Annotated in this window: 24 protein-coding genes; 12 read left to right on the forward strand and 12 right to left on the reverse strand. The window is 65.9% G+C overall.

Annotated elements, in window-relative coordinates:
* The first annotated feature begins 39 nt into the window (after window positions 1–39).
* Both QJT78_RS19070 and moaB read left to right on the forward strand, forming a co-directional pair.
* Window positions 40–975, forward strand: a complete 936-nt coding sequence (locus tag QJT78_RS19070; RefSeq protein ID WP_028150732.1) for a neutral zinc metallopeptidase — start codon at window positions 40–42, stop codon at window positions 973–975.
* A 150-nt stretch (window positions 976–1,125) separates the two neighbouring features.
* Window positions 1,126–1,689 (forward strand): molybdenum cofactor biosynthesis protein B, encoded by a 564-nt coding sequence (moaB, locus tag QJT78_RS19075; RefSeq protein ID WP_014497360.1) that lies wholly within the window; start codon window positions 1,126–1,128, stop codon window positions 1,687–1,689.
* 201 nt (window positions 1,690–1,890) lie between these two features.
* Here moaB and QJT78_RS19080 read toward each other — a convergent pair whose 3' ends face one another.
* The 3 genes from QJT78_RS19080 to QJT78_RS19090 form a co-directional block, all read right to left on the reverse strand.
* Window positions 1,891–2,019: a hypothetical protein gene (locus QJT78_RS19080; protein WP_272481406.1), complete on the reverse strand. Its 129-nt coding sequence runs from the start codon at window positions 2,017–2,019 to the stop codon at window positions 1,891–1,893.
* Complete coding sequence (locus tag QJT78_RS19085; RefSeq protein ID WP_028150733.1) at window positions 2,019–2,996, reverse strand: helix-turn-helix domain-containing GNAT family N-acetyltransferase; 978 nt, start codon at window positions 2,994–2,996, stop codon at window positions 2,019–2,021. The genes QJT78_RS19080 and QJT78_RS19085 overlap by 1 nt, the downstream gene beginning before the upstream one ends.
* Window positions 2,997–3,062: 66 nt before the next feature.
* Entirely contained in the window at window positions 3,063–3,638 is a 576-nt protein-coding gene (locus tag QJT78_RS19090; RefSeq protein ID WP_028150734.1) for a glycosyl transferase, read from the reverse strand.
* 329 nt (window positions 3,639–3,967) lie between these two features.
* On the opposite strand from QJT78_RS19090, the gene QJT78_RS19095 reads away from it, so the two are divergent.
* Complete coding sequence (locus tag QJT78_RS19095; protein ID WP_028150735.1) at window positions 3,968–4,810, forward strand: RMD1 family protein; 843 nt, start codon at window positions 3,968–3,970, stop codon at window positions 4,808–4,810.
* Between the two features lie 731 nt (window positions 4,811–5,541).
* On the opposite strand, the gene QJT78_RS19105 is transcribed toward QJT78_RS19095, so the two are convergent.
* Together QJT78_RS19105 and QJT78_RS19110 are read right to left on the reverse strand one after the other, a co-directional pair.
* Window positions 5,542–6,723 (reverse strand): acetate/propionate family kinase, encoded by a 1,182-nt coding sequence (locus QJT78_RS19105; protein WP_028150737.1) that lies wholly within the window; start codon window positions 6,721–6,723, stop codon window positions 5,542–5,544.
* Window positions 6,724–6,727: 4 nt separating this feature from the next.
* The gene (locus QJT78_RS19110) at window positions 6,728–9,115 is read right to left on the reverse strand and encodes a phosphoketolase family protein (RefSeq protein ID WP_038943457.1); all 2,388 of its coding nucleotides are present in this window, start codon (window positions 9,113–9,115) and stop codon (window positions 6,728–6,730) included.
* Window positions 9,116–9,325: 210 nt separating this feature from the next.
* Between QJT78_RS19110 and QJT78_RS19115 the strand changes: the two genes are divergently transcribed.
* The 4 genes from QJT78_RS19115 (at window position 9,326) to QJT78_RS19130 (ending at window position 13,519) form a co-directional block, all read left to right on the forward strand.
* On the forward strand, window positions 9,326–10,489 hold the full coding sequence (locus QJT78_RS19115; RefSeq protein ID WP_028150739.1) for a PA0069 family radical SAM protein: 1,164 nt from the start codon (window positions 9,326–9,328) through the stop codon (window positions 10,487–10,489).
* A gap of 23 nt (window positions 10,490–10,512) precedes the next feature.
* A complete protein-coding gene (locus tag QJT78_RS19120) occupies window positions 10,513–10,968 on the forward strand; it encodes a VOC family protein (protein WP_038943460.1) in 456 nt (151 codons plus the stop codon).
* Window positions 10,969–11,044: 76 nt separating this feature from the next.
* Window positions 11,045–11,911 (forward strand): ribonuclease HII, encoded by an 867-nt coding sequence (locus QJT78_RS19125; protein ID WP_038943461.1) that lies wholly within the window; start codon window positions 11,045–11,047, stop codon window positions 11,909–11,911.
* A gap of 99 nt (window positions 11,912–12,010) precedes the next feature.
* Window positions 12,011–13,519: a glycosyltransferase family 39 protein gene (locus QJT78_RS19130; RefSeq protein ID WP_028150742.1), complete on the forward strand. Its 1,509-nt coding sequence runs from the start codon at window positions 12,011–12,013 to the stop codon at window positions 13,517–13,519.
* Between the two features lie 181 nt (window positions 13,520–13,700).
* On the opposite strand, the gene QJT78_RS19135 is transcribed toward QJT78_RS19130, so the two are convergent.
* Window positions 13,701–14,507 (reverse strand): uracil-DNA glycosylase, encoded by an 807-nt coding sequence (locus QJT78_RS19135; protein WP_028150743.1) that lies wholly within the window; start codon window positions 14,505–14,507, stop codon window positions 13,701–13,703.
* A gap of 140 nt (window positions 14,508–14,647) precedes the next feature.
* Between QJT78_RS19135 and QJT78_RS19140 the strand changes: the two genes are divergently transcribed.
* The 3 genes from QJT78_RS19140 to QJT78_RS19150 all read left to right on the forward strand — a co-directional run bounded on the left by QJT78_RS19140 (window position 14,648) and on the right by QJT78_RS19150 (window position 19,357).
* On the forward strand, window positions 14,648–16,324 hold the full coding sequence (locus QJT78_RS19140) for an electron transfer flavoprotein-ubiquinone oxidoreductase (protein ID WP_281460275.1): 1,677 nt from the start codon (window positions 14,648–14,650) through the stop codon (window positions 16,322–16,324).
* 329 nt (window positions 16,325–16,653) lie between these two features.
* Complete coding sequence (locus QJT78_RS19145; RefSeq protein WP_038945339.1) at window positions 16,654–18,447, forward strand: tetratricopeptide repeat protein; 1,794 nt, start codon at window positions 16,654–16,656, stop codon at window positions 18,445–18,447.
* 25 nt (window positions 18,448–18,472) lie between these two features.
* Window positions 18,473–19,357: a 4-(cytidine 5'-diphospho)-2-C-methyl-D-erythritol kinase gene (locus tag QJT78_RS19150; RefSeq protein WP_028150746.1), complete on the forward strand. Its 885-nt coding sequence runs from the start codon at window positions 18,473–18,475 to the stop codon at window positions 19,355–19,357.
* 107 nt (window positions 19,358–19,464) lie between these two features.
* On the opposite strand, the gene QJT78_RS19155 is transcribed toward QJT78_RS19150, so the two are convergent.
* Window positions 19,465–20,400 (reverse strand): AEC family transporter, encoded by a 936-nt coding sequence (locus QJT78_RS19155; protein ID WP_028150747.1) that lies wholly within the window; start codon window positions 20,398–20,400, stop codon window positions 19,465–19,467.
* Between the two features lie 99 nt (window positions 20,401–20,499).
* Here QJT78_RS19155 and QJT78_RS19160 point away from each other — a divergent pair, with 99 nt between their 5' ends.
* Window positions 20,500–21,393, forward strand: a complete 894-nt coding sequence (locus QJT78_RS19160) for a LysR substrate-binding domain-containing protein (RefSeq protein WP_038945337.1) — start codon at window positions 20,500–20,502, stop codon at window positions 21,391–21,393.
* Here QJT78_RS19160 and QJT78_RS19165 read toward each other — a convergent pair.
* Window positions 21,390–22,256 carry an alpha/beta hydrolase gene (locus QJT78_RS19165; protein WP_028150749.1) on the reverse strand — a complete coding sequence of 289 codons (867 nt, stop codon included), beginning with the start codon at window positions 22,254–22,256 and terminating at the stop codon, window positions 21,390–21,392. The two genes, QJT78_RS19160 and QJT78_RS19165, sit on opposite strands and share 4 nt — an antisense overlap.
* A 483-nt stretch (window positions 22,257–22,739) precedes the next feature.
* Here QJT78_RS19165 and QJT78_RS19170 point away from each other — a divergent pair, with 483 nt between their 5' ends.
* Window positions 22,740–23,003: a hypothetical protein gene (locus QJT78_RS19170; protein ID WP_080586836.1), complete on the forward strand. Its 264-nt coding sequence runs from the start codon at window positions 22,740–22,742 to the stop codon at window positions 23,001–23,003.
* Between the two features lie 42 nt (window positions 23,004–23,045).
* Here QJT78_RS19170 and QJT78_RS19175 read toward each other — a convergent pair whose 3' ends face one another.
* From QJT78_RS19175 to QJT78_RS19190, 4 genes are all read right to left on the reverse strand, one after another.
* On the reverse strand, window positions 23,046–23,465 hold the full coding sequence (locus QJT78_RS19175; RefSeq protein WP_240537815.1) for a Rid family hydrolase: 420 nt from the start codon (window positions 23,463–23,465) through the stop codon (window positions 23,046–23,048).
* Window positions 23,466–23,534: 69 nt separating this feature from the next.
* Complete coding sequence (locus tag QJT78_RS19180) at window positions 23,535–24,167, reverse strand: LysE family translocator (RefSeq protein ID WP_028150752.1); 633 nt, start codon at window positions 24,165–24,167, stop codon at window positions 23,535–23,537.
* 44 nt (window positions 24,168–24,211) lie between these two features.
* The gene (gene fabF / locus QJT78_RS19185) at window positions 24,212–25,474 is read right to left on the reverse strand and encodes a beta-ketoacyl-ACP synthase II (protein WP_028150753.1); all 1,263 of its coding nucleotides are present in this window, start codon (window positions 25,472–25,474) and stop codon (window positions 24,212–24,214) included.
* Window position 25,475: 1 nt separating this feature from the next.
* On the reverse strand, window positions 25,476–25,991 hold the full coding sequence (locus QJT78_RS19190) for a helix-turn-helix domain-containing protein (protein ID WP_028150754.1): 516 nt from the start codon (window positions 25,989–25,991) through the stop codon (window positions 25,476–25,478).
* Window positions 25,992–26,393: the final 402 nt, after the last annotated feature.

Genomic DNA, 26,393 nt, shown 5'->3' on the forward strand with positions numbered 1-26,393 from the left:
TTGCGTCCAGGTTCTTGCGCCAACTGAAGGAAGCCCGCCATGCGTTACGATGACTTCCGCCGCAGCGACGACATCGAGGATCGCCGCGGCGACGGCGGCGGTATGGGCGGCGGCGGAGGCGGGTTCGGCCTGCCGATGGGCGGCGGCGGTCTGGGTATCGGCACCATCATCGTGCTCGGCCTGGTCGGCTATGCCTTCGGCATCGATCCGCGCATCCTGATCGGCGGCGCCGAGATCCTCACCGGCGGCGGCCAGGCGCCTTCCTACCAGACCGATCGTCAGTCGACCTCCGCCAAGCGCGGAGCGCCGACCGACGAGATGGGCAGCATGATCTCCGGCATCCTCGGCGAGATCGACGACCGCTGGAGCGAGATCTTCCAGGCCAGCGGCCAGTCCTACACCGGTCCGAAGGTGGTGCTGTTCCGCAACGTCACCAATGGCGGCCGTTGCGGCCGGGCAGAGTCGGCGATGGGGCCGTTCTACTGTCCGCCGGATCGTACCATCTTCCTCGACACCAGTTTCTTCCGCGAGGTCGAGACGCGCTTCCGCGGCTGCTCCGGCAAGTCCGCCTGCAACTTCACCACCGCCTACATCATCGCGCATGAGGCCGGCCATCACATCCAGAACCTGCTCGGCATCATTCCGCGCGTGACGCGGCTGCAGCAGCAGGCCGGCAGCAAGGCCGAGGCCAATGCGCTCCAGGTGAAGGTCGAATTGCAGGCCGATTGCCTGTCCGGCGTCTGGGTCAATCGCGAGTCGAAGAAGCGTCCGAACTTCCTCGAGCCCGGCGACATCGACGCCGCGTTGACCACGGCGAGCGCGATCGGTGACGACACGCTGCAACGCCAGGCCACGGGACGCGTCGTGCCCGATTCCTTCACGCACGGCTCGGCGGCGCAACGCAAGCAGTGGTTCATGACCGGCTACCAGCAAGGCACCGTCCAGGCCTGCAACACGTTCGGCAGCGGGTCGTAGTCGTCGAGGTCTTGCCCCGGACGCAGCGCAGCACGAAGTGATGCGCTGCAGAGCCGGGGCCCACAATGCCGGTTTCTCAGCTCTGGGTCCCGGCTCTGCGACGCAGCGCTGACGCGCTGCATCGCGTCCGGGACACGAGAGGAAGGACCAATGGCCTCGATCGACGAGTCGAAACAATTCATCCCGCTCAACATCGCGGTGCTCACCGTCTCTGACACGCGCGCGCTCGCCGACGACAAGTCCGGCCAGACGCTGGCCGACCGCCTCACCGCGGCGGGCCATCATCTCGCCGCGCGCGAAATCGTCACCGACGACGTCGAGGCGATCCGCGCTGTGATCCGCCGCTGGATTGCTGATACCGGCATCGACGTCGTCATCACCACCGGCGGCACCGGTTTTACCGGACGCGACGTCACGCCGGAGGCGATCGAGCCGTTGTTCGAGAAGCGCATGGACGGCTTCTCGATCGCCTTCCACATGCTGAGCCACGCCAAGATCGGGACGTCGACGATCCAGAGCCGCGCCACTGCCGGCGTCGCCGGCGCCACCTACATCTTCTGCCTGCCGGGCTCGCCCGGCGCCTGTCGCGACGGCTGGGACGGCATCCTCGCGGCCCAGCTCGACTACCGCACGCGTCCCTGCAATTTCGTCGAGATCATGCCGCGCCTGGACGAGCATCTGCGAAGGGCAAAGGCGCAGGGCGCGACGGTGTAGGTGCGGACGCCGAAGCTCTTTCTTCCCTTCCCCCCCTTGTGGGGGAAGGTGGCGCGAAGCGCCGGATGAGGGGTATCCATCCACACGGAGTACTCGGAGACATACCCCTCACCCAAGTGAGCTTGCATTTGCCAGCGTCGCTGCCCTCTCCCGCAAGGGGAGAGGGCACAGTCATGCGCATCGGGCCGGCTGCGCCAGTGACTAGCTCTTCCGCCGCAGCGAGCTCCACACCACGCGCCACATAGTCCGGCACGCTTCCGCGTGCAGCCGTCGTGCGCGGCGCTTGTAGAGATCGACGAGCTCTCCCGTGATGAGCGCGTGCCGCCGCATCAGAGATCGCGCTCCCAGGTTTCGCCGGTGAGGTTCTGGCCAAAACTGCGATGCGGCTCGGTGGCGGTCAGCTTGAAGCCGGCATCCTGATAGATTTTTCGCGCAGCGACCAAATTGCTCTGCGTCCACAGCGTCATCCGCCGATAACCGCAGGCCCGCGCGAAGGAAACGCATTCGGCGACCAGCCGCTGGCCCAGCCCCTGTCCGCGCGCGGCCGGATCGAGCAGCAACAGGCGCAGCTTGGCGACGTCGTCGCTGGCCTTGACCAGAAACACCGAGCCGACCGGCCGGCCCTCGATGTCGGCGATCCAGCAGCGCTCGCGCGAGGCATCGTAGGAGGTCATGTATTTGGCGACGATCTCGGCCACCAGCGCCTCGAAGCCGGAGTCGAAACCGTATTCGCTGGCGTAGAGCGCGCCGTGGCTCTGCACCACCCAGCCCATGTCGCCCGGGCGAGGCTCGCGCAAGGTCGCGCGCGGGGATGGCCTGCGCGGCATGGCGAGCAGCCGCTCGATCGTCTCCATCGCGCCGGTGAGCTTGCTGCGCTCCTCATCCGGCAGCGGCCGCAGCATCGCGGCGACGTCGTCCTGGGACGAGCGTTCGAGCCTGGCGAAGGCCTGGCGGCCCTTCGCGGTCAGGCTCAGCTGAACCTGCCGGCGGTCGCTCGGGAGCGGCTTGCGCGCGATCAGGCCGCTTTCATCGAAGTTCTGCACGATGCGGCTGAGGTAGCCGGCGTCGAGCCCGAGTGCGATGCCGATCTCCTTGGCCGACTGCTCGCCACCATGGGCCAGCTCGTAGAGCACGCGCGCCTCGCTCAGCGAGAACGGGCTCTTCAGGAGCTGCTGGTCGAGCACGCCGAGCTTCTGGGTGTAGAAGCGGTTGAAGGCGCGAACCGCCTGGACCTGGTCGTCAGCGACCTGTTCGGTCGAAGAAGGGCCGGATGGCGAAGGGCTGGATGACGAAAGGGCTGATGGCATGGGTCACCTCGATACTTGCCATTGTCAAACAATTATTTGACTTTGGCAAGTATCAGATCGGGGACCTCAGCCGACCATGACGATCCGGCTGCGCAGCATGGTCCGGGACGAGCGGCCGAGCCGCCGGAGCAGCCGCGCCTCGGAACGGCGGGCCTGGGGCGGGTAGCCGCCGATCCGGTCGTAATGATCGCGGGCGATCAAAAGTCCCTGATCGCCGAGGGGGCCGACGAGCTTGCGCACCACGGCGCGGAGCATGTCGCGGAATCCGGTATCGGCGTAGGGCGAGCGCGCGTAGCGGAACACCGCCGCACGATCCCGGCCGCTGGTCGCGACAGCCTGGATGAATTGGGTGGTCTCCTCGATCCAGCCGGTTTCCAGCACCGCGCCGGCGGGGAGGAACATCAGCCACGGCGAACGGGCCTGGAGCGCGCCGGCGGCAAGCGCGGCGCCCTGGGAGGATCCCTCGAAGCCGATGAAACGGCAGCCTGCAACGTCCGCCACGCGCTCGATGACGCCGTTGCGGGTGCCGTCGACCAGCAGCACTTCGCGGATGACGCCAGCGGCGGCGCCGGGCACCAGCGCGGCGAGGGTTGCGACCGCCGTCTGCTCGACGCCCTCGGTCGGTATGATGACGCTCAGCATGATTGAGGCTTCGATGTCCGCACTTCGGGAGAAGCGTAGCTTGTTATGATGTTGTCATAAACACGCGGCGCTGCCGAGTGCAACTTTCCGGGGGTGCGCCGGCATTCGATGGTAAACTGCCAGAACCGTCGCATCCAAATGTGTTCCACGCGGGGTTTCGATGTTGCCGAATGTTTCGGCACAGGCGCGTCCTGACGGTATCGATCCGGAGTTCGGCCGCAATATTGCGCGGCACACAGGCTATTCGTGATCCTGCAGGAAGAGGATGCGATACGGACGAGCGCGGGACCAGACAATCGTGCAATTTACCGTGCCGATGAGGGCTTCGAATGAACGCCGATCAACTTGCCGTTAACATGCCGACAACGTCTCCCCGGCCGGACAGGGCGGCGCCGACCTTGCGGATCCGCGCCGTGATGCTGGGTGAGCGCATCAACGCCTCCGGCCTGGAGCTCGGCGCGCCGGTGTCCTCGACGCCGGCCGCCTTCCGCGTCCATGCCGGCCTCGTGGTCATCTTCCGCTACGGCGTCGTGGTGTTGATCGGCCTGCTTCCATCGGAAGAGAAGGTGCTGATCGACAGCCTGAAGCCGCGGGTGATTGGCGAGCTCAGTCCTCGTGAGGAAGAGACCGCGCAGGCGCAGTTGTGCAAGGACGAGAGCGCGGAGGCGATCCAGCCCGGCGGGCCGATCTGCCTCGCCAAGTTCTCCGACGACCGGCTGCTGCTGATTGCGGATGCGCTCGCCAAGAGCACCTCGCTCGCCCGCGACGAGCGGCGTGTCGCCGCGGTCTTCGACGTGATCGAGCCCTTCGCGCGCAAGCTCGCCGAGCAGGGGCGCACCCCGCCCCGGCGCAAGAACATCCTGCAACTGATCGGCAATGCGCTTCTGGTCCAGCAGCGCGTCGCCGGCCGTGTCGCGGTGGCCGAGAAACCGGACGTGCTCTGGGAGAAGCCAGAGCTCGACCGCCTCTATGCCCGTCTCGAAGACGAGTACGAATTGAAGGAGCGCCTCGACACGCTCGAGCGCAAGCTCACCGCTGTGTCGGAAACCGCCAACGCGCTCACCGACATCATCGACACCCAGCGCTCGCTGCGCCTCGAAATCGCAGTGGTGGTGCTGATCGTGATCGAGGTCGTGATAGGGTGCATCCAGATCTTGTCGGGCACGCATTAGATCGGCTTGAGATCGGCTTGCACGCCACTGTGCGGGCGGCGCGAAAGGGGAACCGTCGTTCATGTAGATGAACGTTGATCCAAATCAAAGGCGCGAAGCTCCAGCGCACGAGACTCCGATCGGACCCGCGGTCAACGCGATGTACAGCTGTCCGCGGCTTCCTCCCTCGAAGAAGGAGTACGCTGATGTTGCGTCAAGCTCTCATCGCTTCGGCAGCCGCAGCTATGCTGCTTGTCGCCTTCACTCCCGATGACGCATCTGCCCGCGGCGGTCGCGGCGGCGGCATGCGCGCTGGAGGTTTCCATGGCGGTGCCGTGCGAGCAGGAGGCTACCACGGGGGCGCGGTCGCGGCGCGTGGATACCGGGGCGGTGCCGTCGCCGTGCGCGGCGGGCGTTATGGCTATCGGGGCGCTTATGCAGGGTATCGTGGATATCGTTATGGCGTAGGTGCGGCGGCAGTGGGGGCCGCAGCGATCGGCGCAGCTGCGACGGGGGCCTACTACCGCAGCGGCTGCGGCTACGATGCTTACGGAAACTATGTTTGCCCGGGCGGGTACTCTCCGTACTGAGCGGAGCGACGTAGTTGGCCCATGGTGCTCGAAGCGATGGCGAAATCGTTTGCTTTGCGCGCCATGGTCCTTTCAACAGTGGCGCAGCAGCGCTGCGACAAGTTATGGCGCGCTGAAATTCTCCCATTGGAGAAGGGAAAGATGCAGCGGTCGTCCGGGCTTTCATTTCGCTCGCAGCACGGCCGCGCAATGCCGAGCGATCGTCAGCTCCTCATTCGTCGGAATGACGAAGACATCAACAGCGCTATCGCCGCTGCTGATGCGCTCGCGCGCCTCGCCATTCGCAGCCGCATCGATGCGCACGCCGAGCCACCCAAGCCGCCCGCCGATGGCGCTGCGGATCTCCTTGGCATGTTCGCCGATGCCGCCGGTGAAGACGAGACAGTTCAGTCCCCCAAGCGAGGTCGCCATCACCGCGATCTCCTGCGCCGCGCGGAAGACGAAAAGATCGACCGCCTCGCGTGCCGCTGCCTCGCCGCTCGCAAGCAGCGTCCGCATGTCGGCGGAGATCCCGGAGACGCCGAGCAAGCCTGACTCGTGATAGAGCAGGTGCTGGACATCCTCGACCGGCATCCTCTCGTGCTGTTGCAGATAGAGCAGCACGCCGGGATCGATCGTGCCGCAGCGCGTACCCATCACGAGGCCATCGAGCGGCGTCAGCCCCATCGTGGTGTCGACGCTGCGGCCATCGCGCAAGGCGCACAGGCTGGCGCCATTGCCGAGATGCGCGATGACGGTTCGCTTGGCAACGAGCTGCGGCGCGATTTTCGCGAGGCGCCCCGCGACATATTCGAACGAGAGGCCGTGAAAGCCGTAGCGCCGGATACCGCGCTCTTCATAGCGCCGCGGGAGCGCGAAGCGGCTCGCGGGTGGCGCAATGCTGTGATGAAAGGCGGTGTCGAAACAGGCGATCTGCGCCAGGTCGGGCTTTATTGCCCTGATGATGCGGACCGGTTCAAGGCACCGCGGCTGGTGCAGCGGCGCCAGTGGCGTCAGTGCGTCCAGCTTTGCGTAGACGTCGTCAGTCAGCTCAACCGGGGCCGAATAATCCGGCCCGCCGTGAACGATGCGGTGACCGACGGCGCGCAGGCGATGGTCGGCAAAACGCTCCTCGATGAAGCCGAGCACGTCCGCGAACAGATGGCCGCTGTCCGCATCGGATGCTTCCCTCTGTGTCTCGAACAGGTCTCCGCCCGCGGGGCTTTTCACCACGAGCCGCGGCTTCGCCTCGTGCTCGTCGAGCAGGCCCTTGCAGAGCAGGGCAGGCTCGTCCGCCGCGATGTCGAAGAGGCCGAACTTGATGCTCGACGAGCCCGAGTTGAGGACGAGGACCGACGCCGTCATGACGTCAACCCGTCTTGCCCGGCCAGACCCAGTCGCGGATTTCAGGCATGTCCTCGCCGTGTTCGCGCACATAGTGCGAATGTTCGATCAGCTTGTCGCGGAACCGCTGTTGCACCTGCGCGGCCCTGGTCGCCAGACCCGGCACGCGCGCGATCGCCTCGATCGCGAGGTGATAGCGGTCGAGCCCGTTGAGCACGACCATGTCGAACGGCGTCGTCGTGGTGCCTTCCTCGGCAAAGCCGCGCACATGCATTCCGGCATGGTTGGTGCGGTTATAGGTCAGCCGGTGGATCAGATAGGGATAGCCGTGATAGGCGAAGATCACGGGCTTGTCTGATGTGAACAGGCTGTCGAAGTCACGGTCGGGCAGGCCGTGCGGGTGTTGGTCCTTCGGCTGCAGCGTCATGAGGTCGACGACGTTGACGACGCGGATCTTCAGGTCGGGCAGCGCCTTGCGCAGCAGATCGACGGCGGCGAGCGTCTCCAATGTCGGCACGTCGCCGGCGCAGGCCATCACCACGTCGGGCTCGCCATCCGCATCCTCCGTGCCGGCCCAGGTCCAGATGCCGATGCCGGCATCGCAATGCGTGGCGGCCTCCTGCATCGACAGCCATTGCGGCGCCGGCTGCTTGCCGGCGACGATGACGTTGATGCGGTCATAGGTGCGCAGGCAGTGATCGGCGATCCACAACAGCGTGTTGGCGTCGGGCGGGAAGTAGATGCGGACGATGTCGGCCTTCTTGTTGGCGACGAGATCGACGAAGCCGGGATCCTGATGGCTGAAGCCGTTATGGTCCTGCCGCCAGACATGCGAGGTTAGGAGATAGTTCAGCGAGGCGATCGGTCGCCGCCAGGGCAGATGTCGCGTCACCTTCAGCCATTTGGCGTGCTGGTTGAACATGGAATCGACGATGTGGATGAAGGCCTCGTAGCAGGAGAACAAGCCGTGCCGTCCCGTGAGCAGATAGCCCTCAAGCCAGCCCTGGCAGAGATGCTCGCTCAGAACCTCCATCACCCGGCCGTCCTGTGCGAGATGGACGTCGTAAGGCTCCGTCGGCTCCATCCAGACCCGTTCGGTCGCCTCGAACACGGCATCGAGCCGGTTTGACGCGGTCTCGTCCGGGCCCATGATGCGGAAGTTGCGCGCCTCGGCGTTGAGGCGGATGACGTCGCGCAGGAATTTGCCGAGCTCGCGCGTTGCTTCGCCGGTGACGCCGCCGGGCTGCGGCACGTCCAAGGCAAAACTGCGGAAGTCCGGCAGCTTCAGTTCCTTCTTCAACAGCCCGCCATTGGCGTGCGGATTGGCGCCCATGCGCCTGTTACCTTCGGGCGCGAGAGCCTGGAGCTCGGGAATGAGCGCGCCGCTGCCGTCGAACAGCTTTTCGGGCTCGTAGCTGCGCATCCAGTCTTCGAGGATTTTCAGATGCGCCGGGTTCTCGCGACAGCTCGCAACGGGAACCTGATGCGCGCGCCAAAAACCCTCGACCTTCTTGCCGTCGACCTCCTTCGGGCCGGTCCAGCCCTTCGGGCTGCGCAGCACGATCATCGGCCAGCGCGGCCGCTCGACGCTCTTGCGGCCGTCGCGGGCATGCTGCTGGATCGAGCGGATGCTGGCGAGCGCGACGTCGAGCGCGTCCGCCATGGCCTGGTGCATCAATTTGGGGTCGTCACCCTCGACGAACAGCGGCTCGTGGCCGAACCCGCGGAACAGGTCGCGGATCTCCGCGTCGCGCATCCGTCCGAGCACGGTCGGGTTCGCGATCTTGTAGCCGTTGAGATGCAGGATCGGCAGCACGGCGCCGTCATGGGCGGGATTGAGGAACTTGTTCGAGTGCCAGGACGCCGCGAGCGGGCCGGTCTCCGCCTCGCCATCGCCGACGACGCAGGCGACGATCAGGTCGGGATTGTCGAATGCGGCGCCATAGGCGTGCACCAGCGCGTAGCCGAGCTCGCCGCCTTCGTGGATCGAGCCCGGCGTTTCCGGCGCCGCGTGGCTCGGAATGCCGCCGGGGAAGGAGAACTGCCTGAAAAGTTTTCGTAATCCGTCCGTATCGCGCGCGACGTCAGGATAGATCTCGCTATAGCTGCCTTCGAGATAGGTGTTGGCCACCATGCCCGGGCCGCCATGGCCGGGACCGCAGATATAGAGCACGCTGACATCGAGCGCGCGGATGACGCGGTTGAGATGGGCGTAGATGAAGTTCAAACCGGGCGTCGTGCCCCAATGGCCGAGCAAGCGCGGCTTGATGTGCTCCGGCCGCAACGGCTCGCGCAGCAGCGGATTGTCGAGCAGATAGATTTGCCCGACGGAGAGGTAGTTCGCGGCGCGCCAATAGCGATCGAGCAGATCGAGGTCGCTGCTCCCTGAGGCCGATTGTCGTTGATTTGTCATGTTCCTGCTGACCTTCACCCAGCGATCGTCACCAACTTTGTTCCGGCGCGATTGATCCCTGTCCGGCATCGAACAGGATCGCCGCGACGGGTGTGTTGCGTGAGGTCAAGGGACCGCGCCCGAAATTTGGGCGGCTACTGTGCATGGGGTTGTTTTTCAGTTTTTCGTTTGTGTTCTTGATTTGTTCCTTTTGCGTGCTATCTTGGCTTCATGAGTCCAGCATCCTCTCATGCTCTCAAGCACCCGCCGGTCACGGCGCCCTCCGAGCCGGCGGGTGCGGACTCTGATTTTCCCGAACTGGCGGTCGCCATCGACAAGCAGCGCAGGCGAGGGCGGGGCGCCCAGTCCAATGCCAGCGGCCGCTTCGAGGCCGAGGCCCGCGTCGCCTTCGACGATGGCTGGCAGAGCCTGGAGGAGCTGCCGCCGTTCAAGACCACCGTCGGCGTCGACACCTCGCGCAAGGTGATCACCCGCAACGAATCCCCCGATATCGGCTTCGACCGCTCGATCAATCCCTATCGCGGCTGCGAGCACGGCTGTGTCTATTGCTTCGCGCGGCCGACGCACGCCTATCTCGGCCTGTCGCCGGGACTCGACTTCGAGTCAAAGCTGTTTGCCAAGCCAGATGCGCCGGCGCTGCTCGAGAAGGAGCTGGCCGCGACCGGCTACGAGCCGCGGATGATCGCGATCGGGACCAATACCGATCCGTATCAGCCGATCGAGCGCGAGCGCAAAATCATGCGCGGCATTCTCGAAGTGCTGGAGCGCGCCGGCCATCCCGTCGGCATCGTCACCAAGTCGGCGCTGGTGGTGCGCGACATCGACATTCTCGCGCGGATGGCCAAGCGCAACCTCGCCAAGGTCGCGATCTCGGTCACCTCGCTCGATCCGAAACTGGCGCGCACCATGGAGCCGCGCGCGGCGACGCCGCCGAAGCGGCTGGAGGCGCTGAAGCAGCTCTCGGAGGCCGGTATTCCCACCACCGTGATGGTCGCGCCGATGATCCCCGCGCTGAACGATTCCGAGATCGAGCGCATTCTCGATGCCGCCGCCCATGCCGGCGTCAAGGAAGCCTCCTACGTGCTGCTGCGCCTGCCGCTGGAGGTTCGCGATCTCTTCCGCGAATGGCTGATGGCCAATTATCCGGACCGCTACCGCCACGTCTTCACCCTGATCCGCGACATGCGCGGCGGCCGCGATTACGACGCGAAATGGGGCGAGCGGATGAAGGGCACCGGACCGATGGCCTGGACCATCGGCCGTCGCTTCGAGATCGCCTGCGACAGGCTTGGGCTGAACAAGCGGCGCTCCAAGCTGACGACGGATCACTTTGCGAGGCCGAAGCGGAACGGCGATCAGCTCAGCCTGTTCTGATCGGGAAACGGAAGAGGCGTAGCATGAGTCAGGAACTTGCCGCGCCGGTGCCGCGGCTCACCGTCATCACACTGGGTGTGAGCGACATTCGTGCCAGCATCGCCTTCTATGACGCGCTGGGCTTCGCGCGTCGGCTGAAGGCGACCGGCGAGGTCGTCGCCTTCTACGATACCGGCGGCCCGGTGCTGGCCCTGTTTCACTGGGATAAACTCGCGGCCGACGCCAAGTTACCGGACAATCCGAGGCCCGCGACCTTCCGCGGCATCACGCTCGCCTGGAACTGCGCCACGCGCGACGAGGTCGATGCGGTTCTGGCCTTCGCCGTCGGCAAGGGCGCCGCGCTGCTGAAAGCGGCGCATGAGACCGACTACGGCGGTTATTCCGGCTATTTCGCCGACCCCGACGGCCATCCCTGGGAAGTCGTGGTCGCGCCAAGCATCGAGGTCGGAGAGGACCGGCGGGTGCATCTGGCCGAGTAGGCGGCTGGTCTGAATAACGGGAATTGTCCGGGGTTCCCGGTTGCGCCGGCCGGGCCGCTTGCGCACGATCCCGGCCATGATTCGGGACAAGTCGACCAGGAAGCCGGCCAAAGACGCGCCAGAGAAGGGCGCGTCGAAGAAGGATGCCGCCAAGAAGGCAGCGCCCGTGAAGGCGGCCAAGGGGGCGGCCGTTAAGGCCCCGGCCGGCAGGCAGGGCGCCATCATCGCCGTCGCATCGCCAAGCTTCCGCCGTGAGCGCGCGCTGATCAAGCGCGGCATCTGGCCGGTTGCCGGCTGCGACGAGGCCGGCCGTGGGCCGCTCGCCGGACCCGTGGTCGCGGCCGCCGTGATTCTCGATCCCGACCGCATTCCCCGTGGCATCGACGATTCCAAGCGCCTGACGGCCGAGGAGCGGGAAAGACTGTTCGACAAGATCTGCGCCACCGCGCAGGTCTCGGTCGCCGTCGCCTCGCGCTCCCGGATCGACCGCGACAACATCCTGCGTGCCTCGCTGTGGGCGCTGAAGCGCGCCGTGGTGGCGCTGCCCGACGCGCCACGTCATGTGTTTGTCGACGGCCGCGATCGGCTCGATACCGCCTGCGACTGCGAGGCCGTGATCGGCGGCGACGGCATTGTCCTGTCGATCGCCGCAGCCTCGATCATCGCCAAGGTGACGCGCGACCGGCTGATGTGCGCACTGGCGCAGGACTGCCCCGGCTATGGCTTCGAGCAGCACAAGGGCTACGCCGTCCCGGATCACCTCGATGCGCTCGACCGCCTCGGTCCCACCATCCACCACCGCAGCTTCTTCGCCCCCGTCGCCGCCGCCCGCGCCAAGCACATGCCCTGGACCGTCGAGCCGGTGCGGGACCTGTTTGCGGTGACCGAGGTCGAGGTGCAGGTGGAAGCAAGCGTTGAAATTGATGCGTCAGCAGGCCTCTAGGGCAGACGGTCGTTGCCACAACGCGCAGCGCCGTTTATCAAAACAGATGTGAGCGAATAGGGCCGGCTGGACGGGTTGGCTGCATCTTTCGGACGTTGCATGCGGTTTACCTCCCTGGTCATCGAGCTCATTCGCGCCCGGCCGCGGCTGATCGTGTGGATCGTCGTGCTGCTCCAGGCCGCGATGTGGCTGTTCGTGGCGCTGGTGTTCTATCGCAGCCCGCCCGGCACGCTCGCGACCCTGCTCGCGTTCGGCCGCGAGTACCAGGTCGGTACCGATCTGGGCCCGCCCTTGCCGATCTGGCTCGCCGACATCGCCTACCGCGCCGCGGGCGGCCACATGTTCGGCGTCTATGTCCTCGCCCAGCTCTGCGAGGTCGCGACCTTCATCGCGCTCTATCATCTCTCCCGCGCCGTGGTCGGCTCACAGCAGGCGGTGCTCGCCGTGCTGCTGACCATGACGGTGCTGGCCTTCTCCTCGCCGGCGCTCGACTTTGGCCCGCTGGTGCTGGCACGGCCGCTCTGGGCGCTTCTTCTTTTGCATTCCTGGCAGATCATCGGCCAGCGCCGCGGCAATGCCTGGTTCGCCTGGTCGATCGAAGCGGGCCTCCTGCTGCTGACGACGCCCGCGGCGATCTTCCTTCTCCTCCTGCTCGTCGTCTTCGCGATCTCGACCGCCGGCGGACGCCGGACGCTGCGCGCGCTCGATCCGCTGTTCGCGCTGATCGTCGTCGCCGTGCTGGCGCTGCCCTATGCGATCTGGCTGATGCGCGCCGAGACGCTTGTCATGCCGACCCTGCCTGAGGTCGCCGAGCTGAACGCCCGCGCGCTGCACGCGGCCTGGCTGCTCGGCGGGCTCGTGCTCGGCGCGGCGGCGGTCCCGGCGCTGACCTTTCTCAATAGCGGCCTGTTCGTCACCAAGGGCGAGGAAGCGCCGATCATCTACCGGCCGCCGGTCGAGCCGCTCGCGCACAATTTCGTCTATTTCTTCGCGCTGGCACCTGCGCTCGGCGCGGTCCTGATCTCCGGCGTGCTCGGGCTCGATGCCGTCGTCGGCGGCGCCGGCGTCGTGCTGGTCATGTCGGGACTCGCCGTGGTCGTGACGGCCGGCGACCTCATCGCGATGCGCCGCGCGCGGGTGCTGCGGACCGTGTGGGCTGCCGCCGTCGTGGCGCCCGCAGCCGGCGTCGTATTCGCCGTGCTGTTCCTGCCCTTGACCGGCGCCAACGAGATTGCGACCTCGATGCCGGCGCGCGCGATCTCGGATTTCTTCGACGAGAGCTTTGCCCGCCGCACCAATCATCGCCTGCGCGCGGTCGCCGGCGAGACCCAGCTCGCGAGCCTGATCACGCTGCATTCCGGCCGGCCGCATCTCTTCATCGATGCCCAGCCCGCGCGCACGCCGTGGATCAATCAGGCCAAGTTCAGCGAGACCGGCGGCGTCGTGGTCTGGCGCGCCTCCGACACCGCCGGCACCCCGCCGCCGGAAATCCTCGCGCGCTTTCCCGGCATCGTTCCGGAAGTGCCGCGCGCGTTTGAATGGCTGGTGACCGGCCGCCAGCAGCTGCTGCGCATCGGCTGGGCCATCGTGCGGCCGAAGGGGACGTAGATCGGTCTCGTGCCCCGGACGCTGCGCAACGCCATAAGCGCGTTTACGCGCGTCTTCGACGCGCCATGGCGGTGCGCTGCAGAGCCGGGGCCCATCGCGCCGCATCGTACTGTGTTGCTTTCTGGGTCCCGGCTCTGCGGAGCGTCACTGCGTGCCGCACCGCGTCCGGGACACGAGAGCATTATCCCGCCAGCACCTTCGCGATCGCGCGCAGATCCTGCCAGGCCAGCCGCTTGTACGATGGCGAGCGCAAGAGATAGGCCGGATGGAACGTCGGCAGTGCGCGGATGGTGCGCCCTCCCGTCTCGTAGTCGAACCAGCGGCCGCGGGTGCGCATGATGCCCTCGCGCGTCGACAGCAGCGTCTGCGTCGAGGGATTGCCGAGCGTCACCAGCACGTCAGGATTCACCAGCTCGATCTGGCGCTGGATGAAGGGCAGGCAGATCTGCGTCTCCTGCGGCGTCGGCGTGCGGTTGCCGGGCGGCCGCCAGGGAATCACGTTGGCGATGTAGGCGGTGGTGCGGTTGAGGCCGATCGCGCCGATCATGAGGTCGAGCAGTTTGCCGCTGCGCCCGACGAAGGGCAGCCCCTCGATGTCCTCGTCGCGGCCCGGCGCCTCGCCGACGAACATGATGCGCGCCTGCGGATTGCCGTCGGCGAACACCAGCCGCGTCGCGGTGTGTTTCAGCGCGCAGCCTTCAAAATTCTGCATCAGCTCGCGCAGCGCCTCGAGCGTCGGCGCGGTGCGCGCGGCCTCGCGTGCGGAGGCGATCGCAATGTCGGGCGCGGGTGCGGCCTCGCCGCGCATCACCGCGGGCGCGGCAACAGGCCGTGGTGCCTCGACCGGAGGTGCGGCGCGTGGGGCCGGCGGCGGAGTATCCAATTCCGCCAGGCGGTCGACAGGTTCCTCCGCGAGCGCGCAATCGACCCCGGCCTCCAGATAGAAGGCGAGAAGCTCTCGGACGGTGGGTGCGGGTTCGGGGATCATTTGGAAAGTCAGACTTTTACTATATCAGTTTGGGGTGCCTTGCATCCCAGTGGAACGCATTTCCGTGGTTGTCCTACCCGGAAAAATCGGAAACAAGGGGGGCGCAAATGACGAGGAACCGTCTCAAGGGCTGAGATCAGATGAGCACCGAAGAACTTCCCCCGCGCGAATCCATGGAATTCGACGTCGTCATCGTCGGCGCCGGCCCGTCTGGCCTGGCGGCTGCGATCCGGCTGAAGCAGCTCAATGCCGATCTCAACGTCGTCGTGGTGGAGAAGGGCTCCGAGGTCGGTGCGCACATTCTCTCCGGCGCCGTGATCGATCCGGCCGGGCTCGACAAGCTGATCCCGGATTGGCGCGAGGATTCCGACTGTCCGCTGAAGACGCAGGTGAAGGACGACCGCTTCTACTGGATGACGGGAGGCGGCGCGATCAAGCTGCCGAACTTCATCATGCCGCCGCTGATGGACAATCATCACTGTTATATCGGCTCGCTCGGCAATGTCTGCCGCTGGCTGGCGCGCAAGGCCGAGGCGCTCGGCGTCGAGATCTATCCGGGCTTTGCCGCAGCGGAGGTGCTCTATGACGAGCAGGGCGCGGTGAAGGGCATCGCCACCGGCGACATGGGCATCGGCCGCGATGGCAAGCCGAAGGACTCCTTTACCCGTGGCATGGAATTGCTCGGCAAGTACACCCTGTTCGCCGAAGGCGCGCGCGGCAGCCTGACCAAGCAGTTGATCGCGAAGTTCGCACTCGATTCGAAGAGCGAGCCGCCGAAGTTCGGCATCGGCCTCAAGGAAGTCTGGCAGATCGATCCCGCCAAGCACCAGAAGGGCATGATCCAGCATTCGTTCGGCTGGCCGCTCGACCTGAAGACCGGCGGCGGCTCGTTCCTCTATCACTACGACGACAATCTCGTCGCCGTCGGCTTCGTCGTGCATCTCAACTACGACGATCCGTATCTGTCGCCGTTCGACGAGTTCCAGCGCTTCAAGACCCATCCCTCGATCCGCGGCACCTTCGAGGGCGCCAAGCGGCTCGCCTATGGCGCGCGCGCCATCACCGAAGGTGGCTATCAGTCGGTGCCGAAGCTGAGCTTCCCCGGCGGCGCGCTGGTCGGCTGTGCGGCCGGCTTCGTCAACGTGCCCCGCATCAAGGGCGTGCATAATGCGATGGGCACCGGCATGCTCGCCGCAGAGCATGTCGCGGCGGCCCTTGCTGCCGATCGCGCCAATGACGAGATCGTCGACTACGAGAACGCCTGGCGGTCCTCGTCGGTCGGCAAGGATCTGTTCCTGGTCCGCAACGTCAAGCCGCTGTGGTCGAAGTTCGGCACCGTGCTCGGCGTCGCGCTCGGCGGCTTCGACATGTGGTGCAACACGCTGTTCGGCGCCTCGCTGTTCGGCGCCTCGCTGTTCGGCACGCAGTCGCATGCGAAGCCCGATCGCGCCACCCTCGATCCGGCGAAGGGCCACGCGCCGAAGAACTACCCGAAGCCGGACGGCAAGATCTCGTTCGACAAGCTCTCCTCGGTCTTCCTGTCCAACACTAATCATGAGGAGGACCAGCCGGTCCATCTCAAGGTCGCCGACATGAACCTGCAGAAAACGTCGGAGCACGACGTGTTCGCCGGTCCCTCGAATCGCTATTGCCCGGCCGGGGTCTATGAGTGGGTCGAGGAAGGCTCAAGCCCGCGCTACCAGATCAACGCCCAGAACTGCGTCCACTGCAAAACCTGCGACGTGAAGGACCCCAACGGCAACATCACCTGGGTTCCCCCGGAGGGCGGCGGCGGTCCGAACTACGAGGCCATGTAAGCTAGGCCATGTAAGCCGGGATCATTGGACCAAAGCGATCAAGCCGGGGCCAATGTGACGTGCCCCCGGCATTGTGACGCACGTTCGCGTGAGAACCGGCTCGGGGTAGCGGCCCGCGGCCACGATAAGGCCATACTGGCAGCGTCTTGGGGCGTTGTCGGCCGATTTGGGGCGTGCGGAGGGGATCGCATGCCCGAATCCTTGCGGTGAAGCGCCAAAAGCGGCATTGTCGGCCCGACGGTTCCGGGTCCCCATGCCACCGGCCGCGTTCGCATGCGATACGGCCTACTGCTGCAAACCCAGGCACTACAACTCAAGGCGAGCCCCTGATGTTCTCAAATCGTTTCAACCGCTGGACTGTTGCCGCCATCGCCCTCATGGGCACCGCGATTGCGACGGTCCCCGGCGCGGTCCTGGCGCAGACGCCGGATCATCCGTCCGACACGGCGGCGCAATTTCCGACCCGGAACGATCTGAAGTCGCTGACGACCTCCGGCAGCTATCTCGCTGCCCGCCACGCCAGCGTCGAGCGCGATGCGGCCTCGGCCGCCGCCTTCTACCGTTCGGCCCTCCGCACCGATCCCAAGAACAACGAGCTGCTCGATCGCGCCTTCATCTCGTCGGTTGCCGACGGTGACATCGACGAGGCGGTCAAGCTCGCCGAGCGCATCCTGACCATCGATAAGACCAACCGCGTCGCGCGTCTCGTCGTCGGGGTGCACGATCTCAAGATGAAGAAATACGCGACCGCGCAAACCAACATCAACCAGTCGATCCGCGGTCCGATCACCGATCTCGTCGCCACGCTGCTGTCGGGCTGGGCCGCCTATGGCGCGGGCGATGCCAAGGGCGGCGTCGCCACCATCGACAAGCTCGCCGGTCCGGAATGGTATCCGCTGTTCAAGGACCTCCATGCCGGCATGATCCTCGAGCTCTCCGGCAAGGAGAAGGACGCCGGCGTCCGCTTCGAGCGCGCCTACAAGCTCGACGATTCCATGCTGCGCGTCACCGAGGCCTATGCCCGCTGGCTGTCGCGCAACAAGGATTCCGCGGCCGCGACCACCGTCTACCAGGCTTTCGACAAGAAGCTCGCCCGCCATCCGCTGATCGTGGAAGGCCTGCGCGACACCAAGGCCGGCAAGAAGATGCCGCCGCTGGCCGACTCCGCGCAAGCCGGTGCCGCCGAAGCGCTCTACGGCATCGGCGCCACGCTGCCCCGCCGCGGCGGCGAGGATCTGGCGCTGGTCTATCTCCAGCTCTCGCTCTATCTCCAGCCGACCCATCCGCTGGCGCTGCTCTCGCTCGCCGATCTCTATGAATCGGTGAAGCGGCCGCAGATGGCGATCAAGGTTTATGAGCGGGTGCCCGCGAGCTCGCCGTTGAAGCGCAATGCGCAGATCCAGCTCGCCATCGATCTGGATTCCGCCGACCGCACCGACGAGGCGATCAAGATCCTCAAGGGCGTCACATCGGACGATTCCAAGGATCTCGAAGCCATCATGGCGCTCGGCAATATCGAGCGCGGTCGCAAGAAGTTCGGCGATTGCGGTGCGACCTATTCGCGGGGCATCGACGTGCTGCCGGCCGGCAACGACAAGGCCAACAGCGTCTGGTATTATTATCGCGGCATTTGCGAGGAGCGCTCCAAGGAGTGGAGCAAGGCCGAAGCCGACATGAAGAAGGCGCTCGAGCTCCAGCCCGACCAGCCGCATGTCCTCAACTATCTCGGCTATTCCTGGATCGACCAGGGCGTGAACCTCGACGAAGGCATGAAGATGATCAAGCGCGCCGTCGAGCAGCGTCCCGACGACGGCTACATCGTCGACTCCCTCGGCTGGGCCTATTACCGCATCGGCAATTACGAAGAGGCGGTGAAGAACCTCGAGCGCGCGATCGACCTCAAGCCCGAGGATCCCACCATCAACGATCACCTCGGCGATGCCTATTGGCGCGTCGGCCGTACGCTGGAAGCAAAATTCCAGTGGGCCCACGCCCGCGATCTCAAGCCCGAGCCGGAGGAGCTTCCGAAGATCGAGGCCAAGCTCACCAACGGTCTCACCGACGATTCGAACTCTTCGGCCGCGCAGGCGGACAAGAAGAAGGACGACGGCAAGGGCGGCTAAGAGTGCGTTTGGGGGCTGATCGCCAATGTCGGCGTTGATTGAAGAAGGGCGCGCGAAGGTCAATCTGAGCCTTCGCGTGGTGGGCCGTCGTGGCGACGGCTATCATGATCTCGAAAGCGTGGTCGCGTTTGCCGACTGCGCGGACCAGCTGACGCTGGAGCCGGGCGGCGAACTGACGCTCGTCACCACCGGGCCGCTGGCCGCGGCCTGCGGCGATATGGCCGACAATCTCGTGGTCAAGGCGGCCAGGCTTCTGGCCGAGTCCGTGCCGGACCTGAAGCTCGGGGCCTTCGCGCTCGACAAGGTGCTTCCCGTCGCGGCCGGTATCGGCGGCGGCTCGGCCGATGCCGCGGCGGCGCTGCGGCTGCTCGCCCGTCTCAACAATCTACCGCTCGATGATCCGCGCTTGCAGAAAGTCGCACTCGCGACCGGCGCCGATGTGCCGGTGTGCCTGGTCTCGCGCGCCTGCGACATGACCGGCGTCGGCGAGCAGCTGCTGCCGCTCGCGCTGCCGAGCATGCCCTGCGTGATGGTCAATCCGCGCGTGCCGGTCGCGACCAAGGACGTGTTCCAGGCGCTGGGCCTGCGCAACGGCGAATTGCTGGTGGGAGCCACCTCCGTCCTCGACGCGCCGGCCTGGCCGGACGAGGGCGCCTCCATTGCCGATTGGGTCGACGTTCTCGAAACCGTGGCCAACGATCTCGAAGCCCCTGCGCTGCGGATCGAGCCTGTGATCGGCGAGGTGCTGGAAGCCTTGCGTGACTCGGCCGGCGTCAAGCTTGCCCGCATGTCCGGCTCCGGCGCGACGTGTTTTGCGATCTACGGCGCAGCGAACGAGGCGCATGCCGCCGCGGAAAAGATCCGGCGCAACCACTCCGGCTGGTGGGTGCATGCGGGGACGTTGAGTTAGGTCTTTCCTCGGCCGCGATACGTAGCCCGGATGGAGCGAAGCGCAATCCGGGATTCTTCAGCCGCAGCGGCCCCGGATTACGCTGCGCTCCATCCGGGCTACGATCGCTACCTTGCCAGCGCCAGATAGCCGCTGATGGTCACGATCGACGTGATTGTCGATGCCAGAATGACATTGGACGTCATCGCCGCCTCGCGCTTGTAAAACTCCGCCAGCATGAATGGGCCCGTACCGGTCGGGAGCGCGGCCAGCAGCACGGCTGCATGCGTGAGCAGCGGGGAGAGGCCGAACACGGCGGTCGCCATCACCCAGGTGATAGCCGGCTGAAGCACGAGCTTGAAGCTCACGAGCAGCGCCGCCGATCCGACGTTCGTTTCCGAACTCTCGCGCCTGGTCGCAAGGAACAACCCGAGTGCAACAAGGGCGCAGGGTGAGGCCGCGCCCCCCAGGAGTCTCAGGAAGCTTTCGGCGGCATCGGGCACGCTGAGACCGGTGACCGGAACGATCGCAGCCACGGCGGGAGCGACGAGCAGCGGATTGCGCAGCAGGGAGCCGCCGACCTTGGTGACGAGGTGCCTGCGCCGCTTCTCGGTCTGCAGCCCGGTCTCGATCAGCACGATCGCGATCGCAAAGAGCACGCAGACCGTGATGATCGTGGCAATCAGCGTCGGCGCCAGCGCCTCGCGGCCGAGCGCCGCGAGCGCAAGCGGGAAACCGACGAAACCGGTGTTGGCGTAGCCGGCATTGAGCGCGTCGATGGCAGCGTCGGCGAGATGGCGCGGGCGGCGCAGCCGAACGGCGATGGTCAGGCAGAACACCAGCGCCGCGCCGATGCCGAAGGCGGCGATGAAGCGCGGTTGCCAGACCTCGGCCCATTGCGCGTGGGCGACGATGTCGAACAGCAGAGCGGGAAGGGCGAGATAGACGACGAAGCGGTTCAGCTCGCCGGTGGCATGCGGGCCGAGGACGCCGATCCGCCGGGCCAGCCAGCCGGCGAAGATGAGCGCGAAAATGGGGAGGACGGCCGCGAGGGTGGAGAGCATCGGGAAACCAAGCATTGGAGGGACGAATTAGCCCTATCCAATCCAATCGATATCATCCAATACTGATTGCTGCACTGCTTCATACCTTTTCGGTATAAAATGATCGACATCAGACAGATGCGCTACTTCGTGGCCGTCGCCGAGACGTTGCATTTCGGCCGTGCTGCCGAGCGCCTCCACATCAGCCAGCCGCCGCTCAGCCGGCAGATCGCGGCCCTGGAGAAGGAACTCGGGGTTCGCCTGTTCGATCGCCAGTCGCGGCGTGCGACGCTGACGCCAGCGGGCCGGCGCTTCCTGGAGGACGCGCGGGCGGTGCTGATCGGCTTCGATCAGGCCTGCCAGAACGCGCGCATGGCCGAGCGGGGCGAAATCGGCGAACTCTCGGTCGGCTTCATGATGCACGCGGCCTACACGGTTCTGCCGGGTCTGACGCGGCGCTACATGGCGAGCCATCCCGGCGTGCGCGTTGAGCTGCGCGAGGTGATCCCGGGAATCCTCGGCGACGCGGTGCTGACCGGGCGCTTCGATGCCGCGATCCTGTTCGATCCCGGTCCCGTGCGCGGTCTTGCGACGCAAGTCATCTTTCGTGAGCCGCTCAGCCTTGCGTTGCACGTCAGTCATCCGCTCGCCGCGCGGAAGACGGTATCTGCGGGGCAGCTCAATGGTGAAGCCTTCATCGCCGCGCCGGACAAAGTCGGGCCGAGGCTGCGCCAGTCGATCGCCGGCTATTGTCGTTCGGGCGGGTTCGAGCCGACGTTCAGGCTCGAAGTCGAACTGCAGCAGACCATCGTCAGCCTCGTGGCGGAGGATCTCGGCATTGCGCTGGTACCGCGGTCGATGGCGAAGCTCGGAATTGCAAACCTGGCCTTCCGCGATCTCGAAGATGCGCCGATCATCGAGCACGTCGTCGCATGGCGGCCGGGCAATCTCAATCCGGCGCTGGCGCCATTTCTGGCGGAAGCGCACAGCGATGTCGCGGCTGGTCTGGATTAGCCCTCGGCCAGCCCAAGGAACCGCAGGATCTCACTCAAGACCTCTTCCGGTTTGTCATGCTGCAGCCAGTGTCCGGCGCCGGCGATGGTTTCGATGCGTGCCTGCGGGAAATAGCGCTCCAGGCCGGCGGCCCTAGCGCCGGCGAGAAAACTTTCACCGGCATTGAGCAGCAGCGTCGGGCAGGCAATGCGCGACCACAGCGCCACGTGATCGTCCGGCCAGAGCCGGTGCGGCGCAGAGGCGCGCTGGTAGGGATCGAACTTCCAGCTATAGGTGCCGTCCTCATTCCGCCGCGAGCCGTGCGTTGCAAGATGCAGCGCGAGGTCGCGGGCGAGGCGCTTGTTGTGAAGCACCATCTGCGCGGCCGCGTCTTCGAGGGTCGAATAGCGGCGCGGCGTGCGGTCGTGCAGCCTGTCGAGCTGGCTGACCCATTTGCTGATGCGCTCATGCGTCGGCGTTTTGGGGGTGTCCGGCAACATGGTGACGCCGTCGAGGACGACGAGCTTCGTGACCAGCTCGGGGAACGACCCTGAAAAGATCAGGCTCACCATGCCGCCCATGGAATGACCGATCAGAGTCACCTGAGGCGCTGCGATGCTGCGAATGAGCTGGGCGAGATCGTAGACATACTCGGTCAGCGCGTAGCTGCCGCCCTTGGTCCAGTCGGAATCACCATGACCGCGCAGATCGGGCGCGAGCACGTGAAAATGCGGCTGAAGCGAGCGGGCGATGGCGTCCCAGCTCCGGCAATGATCGCGGCCGCCATGGACCAGGATGGCGACGGGCGCGCCGTGATTGCCCCAATCGGCATAATGCAGCCGCAGGCCGTGGGACTCGTAAGTGCGACTTTGCGGGGCGAGCATCGGGCGCCGATCCTTCGAAATGCCAGACGAGATAACAGCATGACTGGAGTAGCCTGCTGCCGGCCATTCCACAAGCAAGCCGCAGGTCACGGGCGCTTCGGCGGCGAGCTCGTGCCGGCAAGGCGGCGCATGGCGCGTCGGTGCTGCCGGGTCTTGCGCATCTTCGCGTCGTGACAGCGACGCGCGGTGCGCGACAACGACCTTGTCAGGAGGCGATAACGCGACCAGGACATCATCCTCATCGAACTCTCCATCGCAACAACCATGGGTGGGTCGCGCGCGATGGGTCGTTCGAATTCCACGCGTTACATCTTGGTCATTACGGGTCGGAAAGTCTTTCGGGCCAATGGCGACAATGTCGCGCGCACGCCGTCATCGCGAGCGGATCGCCTCATCGAAATCGTTCATCGGTATTAAACCTGCGTAAGGCGCCGAACGCAGGACGCACTCGTCGCCTCCAACGGATGTTAGGAGGTGAACATCATGAAACTTGTATCTGCGTTTGTCGGCCTTGCCGCACTTGGCGGGGTCACGCTGTCGAGCGGGGCTGCGTCAGCAGCACCGATCGAGGTGCCGACCGGCTATGTCTGCAATGAATGGGGCCATTGCTGGCAACGGCACTACCATGGAGGCTACTACCATCCGCACGACTGGGGTGGTTACGGCTGGCACCATCATTGGGGTGACGGCTGGCGCTGGCATCATTGGGCTCGCTGGCACCGCTGGCATCATTGGCACCACTGGTGAAACCTGAGAAAGGGGCTTCGGCCCCTTTCTTTCGATCTTCGCCTATCGCGTCGCCGGCGAGGCTGCTTGTCTCGTCACAGCCGTCAGATTCATGGTCAGCAGGACGCCGGGTTTCGGAAGCTCCTGCACGGCAAACACGGTACGAGCGGGCCGGTGCTCCTCCATCATCTCGACATAGGCTGCGTTCATCACGTCGAAGTCCGACATCTGCTTGAGAAATACGTTGATGTGGGTGACGTGGTTGAGGTCGGAGTCCACCGCAGCCAGCATCGCCTCGAACGATCTGAAGATTTGCCGCGTCTGGGAGGCGACATCGGAGCCGGCCAGCTGTCCCGTCTCCGGATCGAAGCCCGCGGTACCGCCGATCCAGATGTGTTCGCCGACCTTGGCAACGTGATTATAGGGGCCGATCGGTTTTGGCGTGTTCGGTGGAGTTAGCGTTTCTACCCGTGATGTCATCATCGACCTCGCTCCATGGATCGCCTTCCAATGTACAATGGAAGACGGAGCAAGCGCATCTGCTAACCTTCGCTAGCCCTGCACCGGCCGCCGCGTCAGCGCGAGCGAGAGGCCAAGGCCGGCGATGAAGACGCCCGAACCCTGAGTGAGACGCCGCATCAGATGCGGCCTGCCAATCAGCTGCGTGCGCGTTGCGGTTGCCATCAGCACCACGACGACATCGGCGAGCGTGTTCAGGGTCACCGAGATCGCGCCGAGCACGATGAATAGCAGCGTGGGGCTCGATCCCGCGGGATCGAGGAACTGCGGAATGAAGGCGAGGAAGAATGCGGCGGTCTTCGGGTTCAGCGCCTCGACCAGCACGCCGTCGCGGAATGCGCGCCTGTCGCCGACGGGCTCGTTCTCCAGCGAGAGCGCGCGTCCGGCGCTGCGGAAGGTCTTGATGCCGAGCCAGACCAGATAGAGCGCGCCGATGAATTTTACGACGGCAAACAGCTCCGCACTGGCAAGGATGATCGCGGAGATGCCGAGGCTGCCCGCGACGACATGAACCAGCCCGCCCAGCGCCGTGCCCGCGGTTGACGCAAAGCCGCTGGCGCGTCCCTCCGATAAGGTCCGTGCCGCGACATAGAAAATGCCGGGGCCGGGAACGGCGGCAATGAGACACGCTGCGGCCAGGAACAGCCAGAAATTCGTTTCGATCATCCCGTTTTGGTAACGAAGCGGGCCGCGATTGCAAGGCCTCTCGTTCAGCCCATCCGGCGGAAGATCGCGCTGGCATTCACCCCGCCGAAGCCAAATCCGTTGGAGATGGCGTTGAGCATCGACATCGGCCGCGCGCTGCCTGCGACGATGTCGATGCCATCAGCGCCGGGATCTGCGTTTTCGAAATTGCGCGTCGGCGGCGCGATTTGGTCGCGCAAGGCGAGGACGGTGAAGATCGCCTCGAGGCCGCCGGCGGCGCCGAGCAGATGGCCGGTGGCCGATTTGGTCGCGCTCACCGCGATGTTCCGGTTGCGGCCGAACAGCGCGGCGATCGCGCCGAGCTCGCTTTCGTCGCCGGCCGGCGTCGACGTCGCATGCGCGTTCAGATGCTGCAGATCCGCGGGCGCGAGCTTCGCCTGGCGCAGCGCGATCTCCATGGCGCGGCGGGCGCCGTCGCCGTCGGGCGGGCCCGACGTCATGTGATAGGCGTCCGCCGTCGTGCCGTAGCCCACGATTTCCGCAATCGGGGAGGCGCCGCGCGACAGCGCATGCTCCAGCTCCTCGATCACGAGGATGCCGGCGCCTTCGCCCATGACAAAGCCGTCGCGGTCGCGATCGAACGGGCGCGAGGCGCGCGCGGGCTCGTCGTTGAATCCGCTCGACAGCGCGCGGGCTGCGGCAAAGCCGCCGATGCTGACGATATCGATGCAAGCCTCCGCGCCGCCGCAGATCGCGACATCGGCTTCGCCTGCGCGGATCATGCGCGCGGCATCGCCGATCGCCTGGATGCCGGCGGCACAGGCCGTGACCGGTGTGCCCAGCGCACCCTTGTAGCCGTATTTGATCGAGACGTGGCCGGCGGCGAGATTGGCGAGAAACGAGGGGATGGTGAAGGGCGAGAGCCGGCGCGCGCCGCGCTGCTCGGTGATGCGCACCGCCTCCGCCATTGCCGGGAAGCCGCCGACGCCGGAAGCGATGATCGTCGCGGTGCGTTCCTGTGCGCTCGCGTCCTGCGGCGCCCATTTGGCCTGCGCGACAGCCTCTGCGGTCGCGAGCAGCGCGAACAGGATGAAGCGGTCCATCTTGCGCTGGTCTTTTGGCGCGGCCGCTTGCGCGGGATCGAAGCCGCCTTCGGCATCATCGGCCTTGTCGGGGACGAGACCGGCAATCCGCGCGGGCAGTGCCTGCGCCCATTCCGGCAGAGGGCGCAGCCCGCTCTGGCCGGCGAGTAGCCGGCGCCAGGAGAGTTCAACACCGTAGCCGAGCGGCGACACCGCCCCCATTCCCGTCACGACGATACGACGCATGTCAGTCTCCAGCCGGCGCGACGGCCGGGTTCATGGCTTTGAGCGAGCCGAGCCGCTTGCGCATCCCGCGGCTGGCGCGCGGACCCGGGACGACGACCGCATTGGCGAGGGTGATCGGGCGCATGTCGGCGGCATCGACCACGATTGGATCGAACGGGCGAGCGTCACTCCGATTCGCCAGCACGATGGATTCGCCCCTGGGCGCGAGATGCCTGTTGCCCCAGGCCAGCAGCGCCACGACCACAGGGAAGAAATCCCGCGCCTTTTCCGTCAGCACATATTCGTACCGCGGCGGCCGTTCATGATAGCGGCGGCGGACGAACATGCCGCTCTCGGTGAGATGGGCAAGGCGCCGCGACAGGATGTTCGGCGCGATGCCGAGGCCTTGCGAGAATTCGTCGAACTTCGACGCGCCCTGGAAGGCATCCCGCAAGATCAGGATGCTCCACCATTCGCCGACCGTCTCCACGGCGCGGCCGACCGGGCATTCCAGGATGGAGGGGGATTTGGGCTGCATGGCGGGAAGGTAGGGGAGTGGCTTGCAAAATGCAAGTTACTGGCTGAGCAGCAGCAGGCGCGGAGGAGTGTTTGGCGAGCACGCCGTGGTCGGGTTAGTGGTGGGATGTGCGGCAGGGACCTGCGCAAATGCTCTCGTGCCCCCGGACGCAGCGCCTCCTGGCGGTGCGCTGCAGAGCCGGGGCCCATATTGCTGATCGCTGCGTGTCGCGTGGGTCCCGGCTCTGCGCAGCAGCGTTTCACGCTGCAGCGTGTCCGGGACAAGAGAGGGAATGCGCCGCTGCCTGGCTCTCCGTCATTGCTGTCGATGTTCACTAATTCGCTGATTGGATCGCGGTGGTCTTGGTAGCGGCGAAGGCCTTGGGAGTTTGTCCTGCCAAGGCCTGATGGGGTCTATGGTTGT

This window comes from Bradyrhizobium sp. Mp27, from assembly GCF_029953005.1.
Taxonomy (GTDB): Bacteria; Pseudomonadota; Alphaproteobacteria; order Rhizobiales; family Xanthobacteraceae; genus Bradyrhizobium; species Bradyrhizobium barranii.

What these genes read in the sequence shown, in the direction of transcription:
- QJT78_RS19070 (WP_028150732.1), top strand. Translation starts at nt 40, where the DNA reads ATGCGTTACGATGACTTCCGCCGCAGCGACGACATCGAGGATCGCCGC.
- moaB (WP_014497360.1), top strand. Translation starts at nt 1,126, where the DNA reads ATGGCCTCGATCGACGAGTCGAAACAATTCATCCCGCTCAACATCGCG.
- QJT78_RS19080 (WP_272481406.1), bottom strand. Translation starts at nt 2,019, where the DNA reads ATGCGGCGGCACGCGCTCATCACGGGAGAGCTCGTCGATCTCTACAAG.
- QJT78_RS19085 (WP_028150733.1), bottom strand. Translation starts at nt 2,996, where the DNA reads ATGCCATCAGCCCTTTCGTCATCCAGCCCTTCGCCATCCGGCCCTTCT.
- QJT78_RS19090 (WP_028150734.1), bottom strand. Translation starts at nt 3,638, where the DNA reads ATGCTGAGCGTCATCATACCGACCGAGGGCGTCGAGCAGACGGCGGTC.
- QJT78_RS19095 (WP_028150735.1), top strand. Translation starts at nt 3,968, where the DNA reads ATGAACGCCGATCAACTTGCCGTTAACATGCCGACAACGTCTCCCCGG.
- QJT78_RS19105 (WP_028150737.1), bottom strand. Translation starts at nt 6,723, where the DNA reads ATGACGGCGTCGGTCCTCGTCCTCAACTCGGGCTCGTCGAGCATCAAG.
- QJT78_RS19110 (WP_038943457.1), bottom strand. Translation starts at nt 9,115, where the DNA reads ATGACAAATCAACGACAATCGGCCTCAGGGAGCAGCGACCTCGATCTG.
- QJT78_RS19115 (WP_028150739.1), top strand. Translation starts at nt 9,326, where the DNA reads ATGAGTCCAGCATCCTCTCATGCTCTCAAGCACCCGCCGGTCACGGCG.
- QJT78_RS19120 (WP_038943460.1), top strand. Translation starts at nt 10,513, where the DNA reads ATGAGTCAGGAACTTGCCGCGCCGGTGCCGCGGCTCACCGTCATCACA.
- QJT78_RS19125 (WP_038943461.1), top strand. Translation starts at nt 11,045, where the DNA reads ATGATTCGGGACAAGTCGACCAGGAAGCCGGCCAAAGACGCGCCAGAG.
- QJT78_RS19130 (WP_028150742.1), top strand. Translation starts at nt 12,011, where the DNA reads ATGCGGTTTACCTCCCTGGTCATCGAGCTCATTCGCGCCCGGCCGCGG.
- QJT78_RS19135 (WP_028150743.1), bottom strand. Translation starts at nt 14,507, where the DNA reads ATGATCCCCGAACCCGCACCCACCGTCCGAGAGCTTCTCGCCTTCTAT.
- QJT78_RS19140 (WP_281460275.1), top strand. Translation starts at nt 14,648, where the DNA reads ATGAGCACCGAAGAACTTCCCCCGCGCGAATCCATGGAATTCGACGTC.
- QJT78_RS19145 (WP_038945339.1), top strand. Translation starts at nt 16,654, where the DNA reads ATGTTCTCAAATCGTTTCAACCGCTGGACTGTTGCCGCCATCGCCCTC.
- QJT78_RS19150 (WP_028150746.1), top strand. Translation starts at nt 18,473, where the DNA reads ATGTCGGCGTTGATTGAAGAAGGGCGCGCGAAGGTCAATCTGAGCCTT.
- QJT78_RS19155 (WP_028150747.1), bottom strand. Translation starts at nt 20,400, where the DNA reads ATGCTCTCCACCCTCGCGGCCGTCCTCCCCATTTTCGCGCTCATCTTC.
- QJT78_RS19160 (WP_038945337.1), top strand. Translation starts at nt 20,500, where the DNA reads ATGATCGACATCAGACAGATGCGCTACTTCGTGGCCGTCGCCGAGACG.
- QJT78_RS19165 (WP_028150749.1), bottom strand. Translation starts at nt 22,256, where the DNA reads ATGCTCGCCCCGCAAAGTCGCACTTACGAGTCCCACGGCCTGCGGCTG.
- QJT78_RS19170 (WP_080586836.1), top strand. Translation starts at nt 22,740, where the DNA reads ATGAAACTTGTATCTGCGTTTGTCGGCCTTGCCGCACTTGGCGGGGTC.
- QJT78_RS19175 (WP_240537815.1), bottom strand. Translation starts at nt 23,465, where the DNA reads ATGATGACATCACGGGTAGAAACGCTAACTCCACCGAACACGCCAAAA.
- QJT78_RS19180 (WP_028150752.1), bottom strand. Translation starts at nt 24,167, where the DNA reads ATGATCGAAACGAATTTCTGGCTGTTCCTGGCCGCAGCGTGTCTCATT.
- fabF (WP_028150753.1), bottom strand. Translation starts at nt 25,474, where the DNA reads ATGCGTCGTATCGTCGTGACGGGAATGGGGGCGGTGTCGCCGCTCGGC.
- QJT78_RS19190 (WP_028150754.1), bottom strand. Translation starts at nt 25,991, where the DNA reads ATGCAGCCCAAATCCCCCTCCATCCTGGAATGCCCGGTCGGCCGCGCC.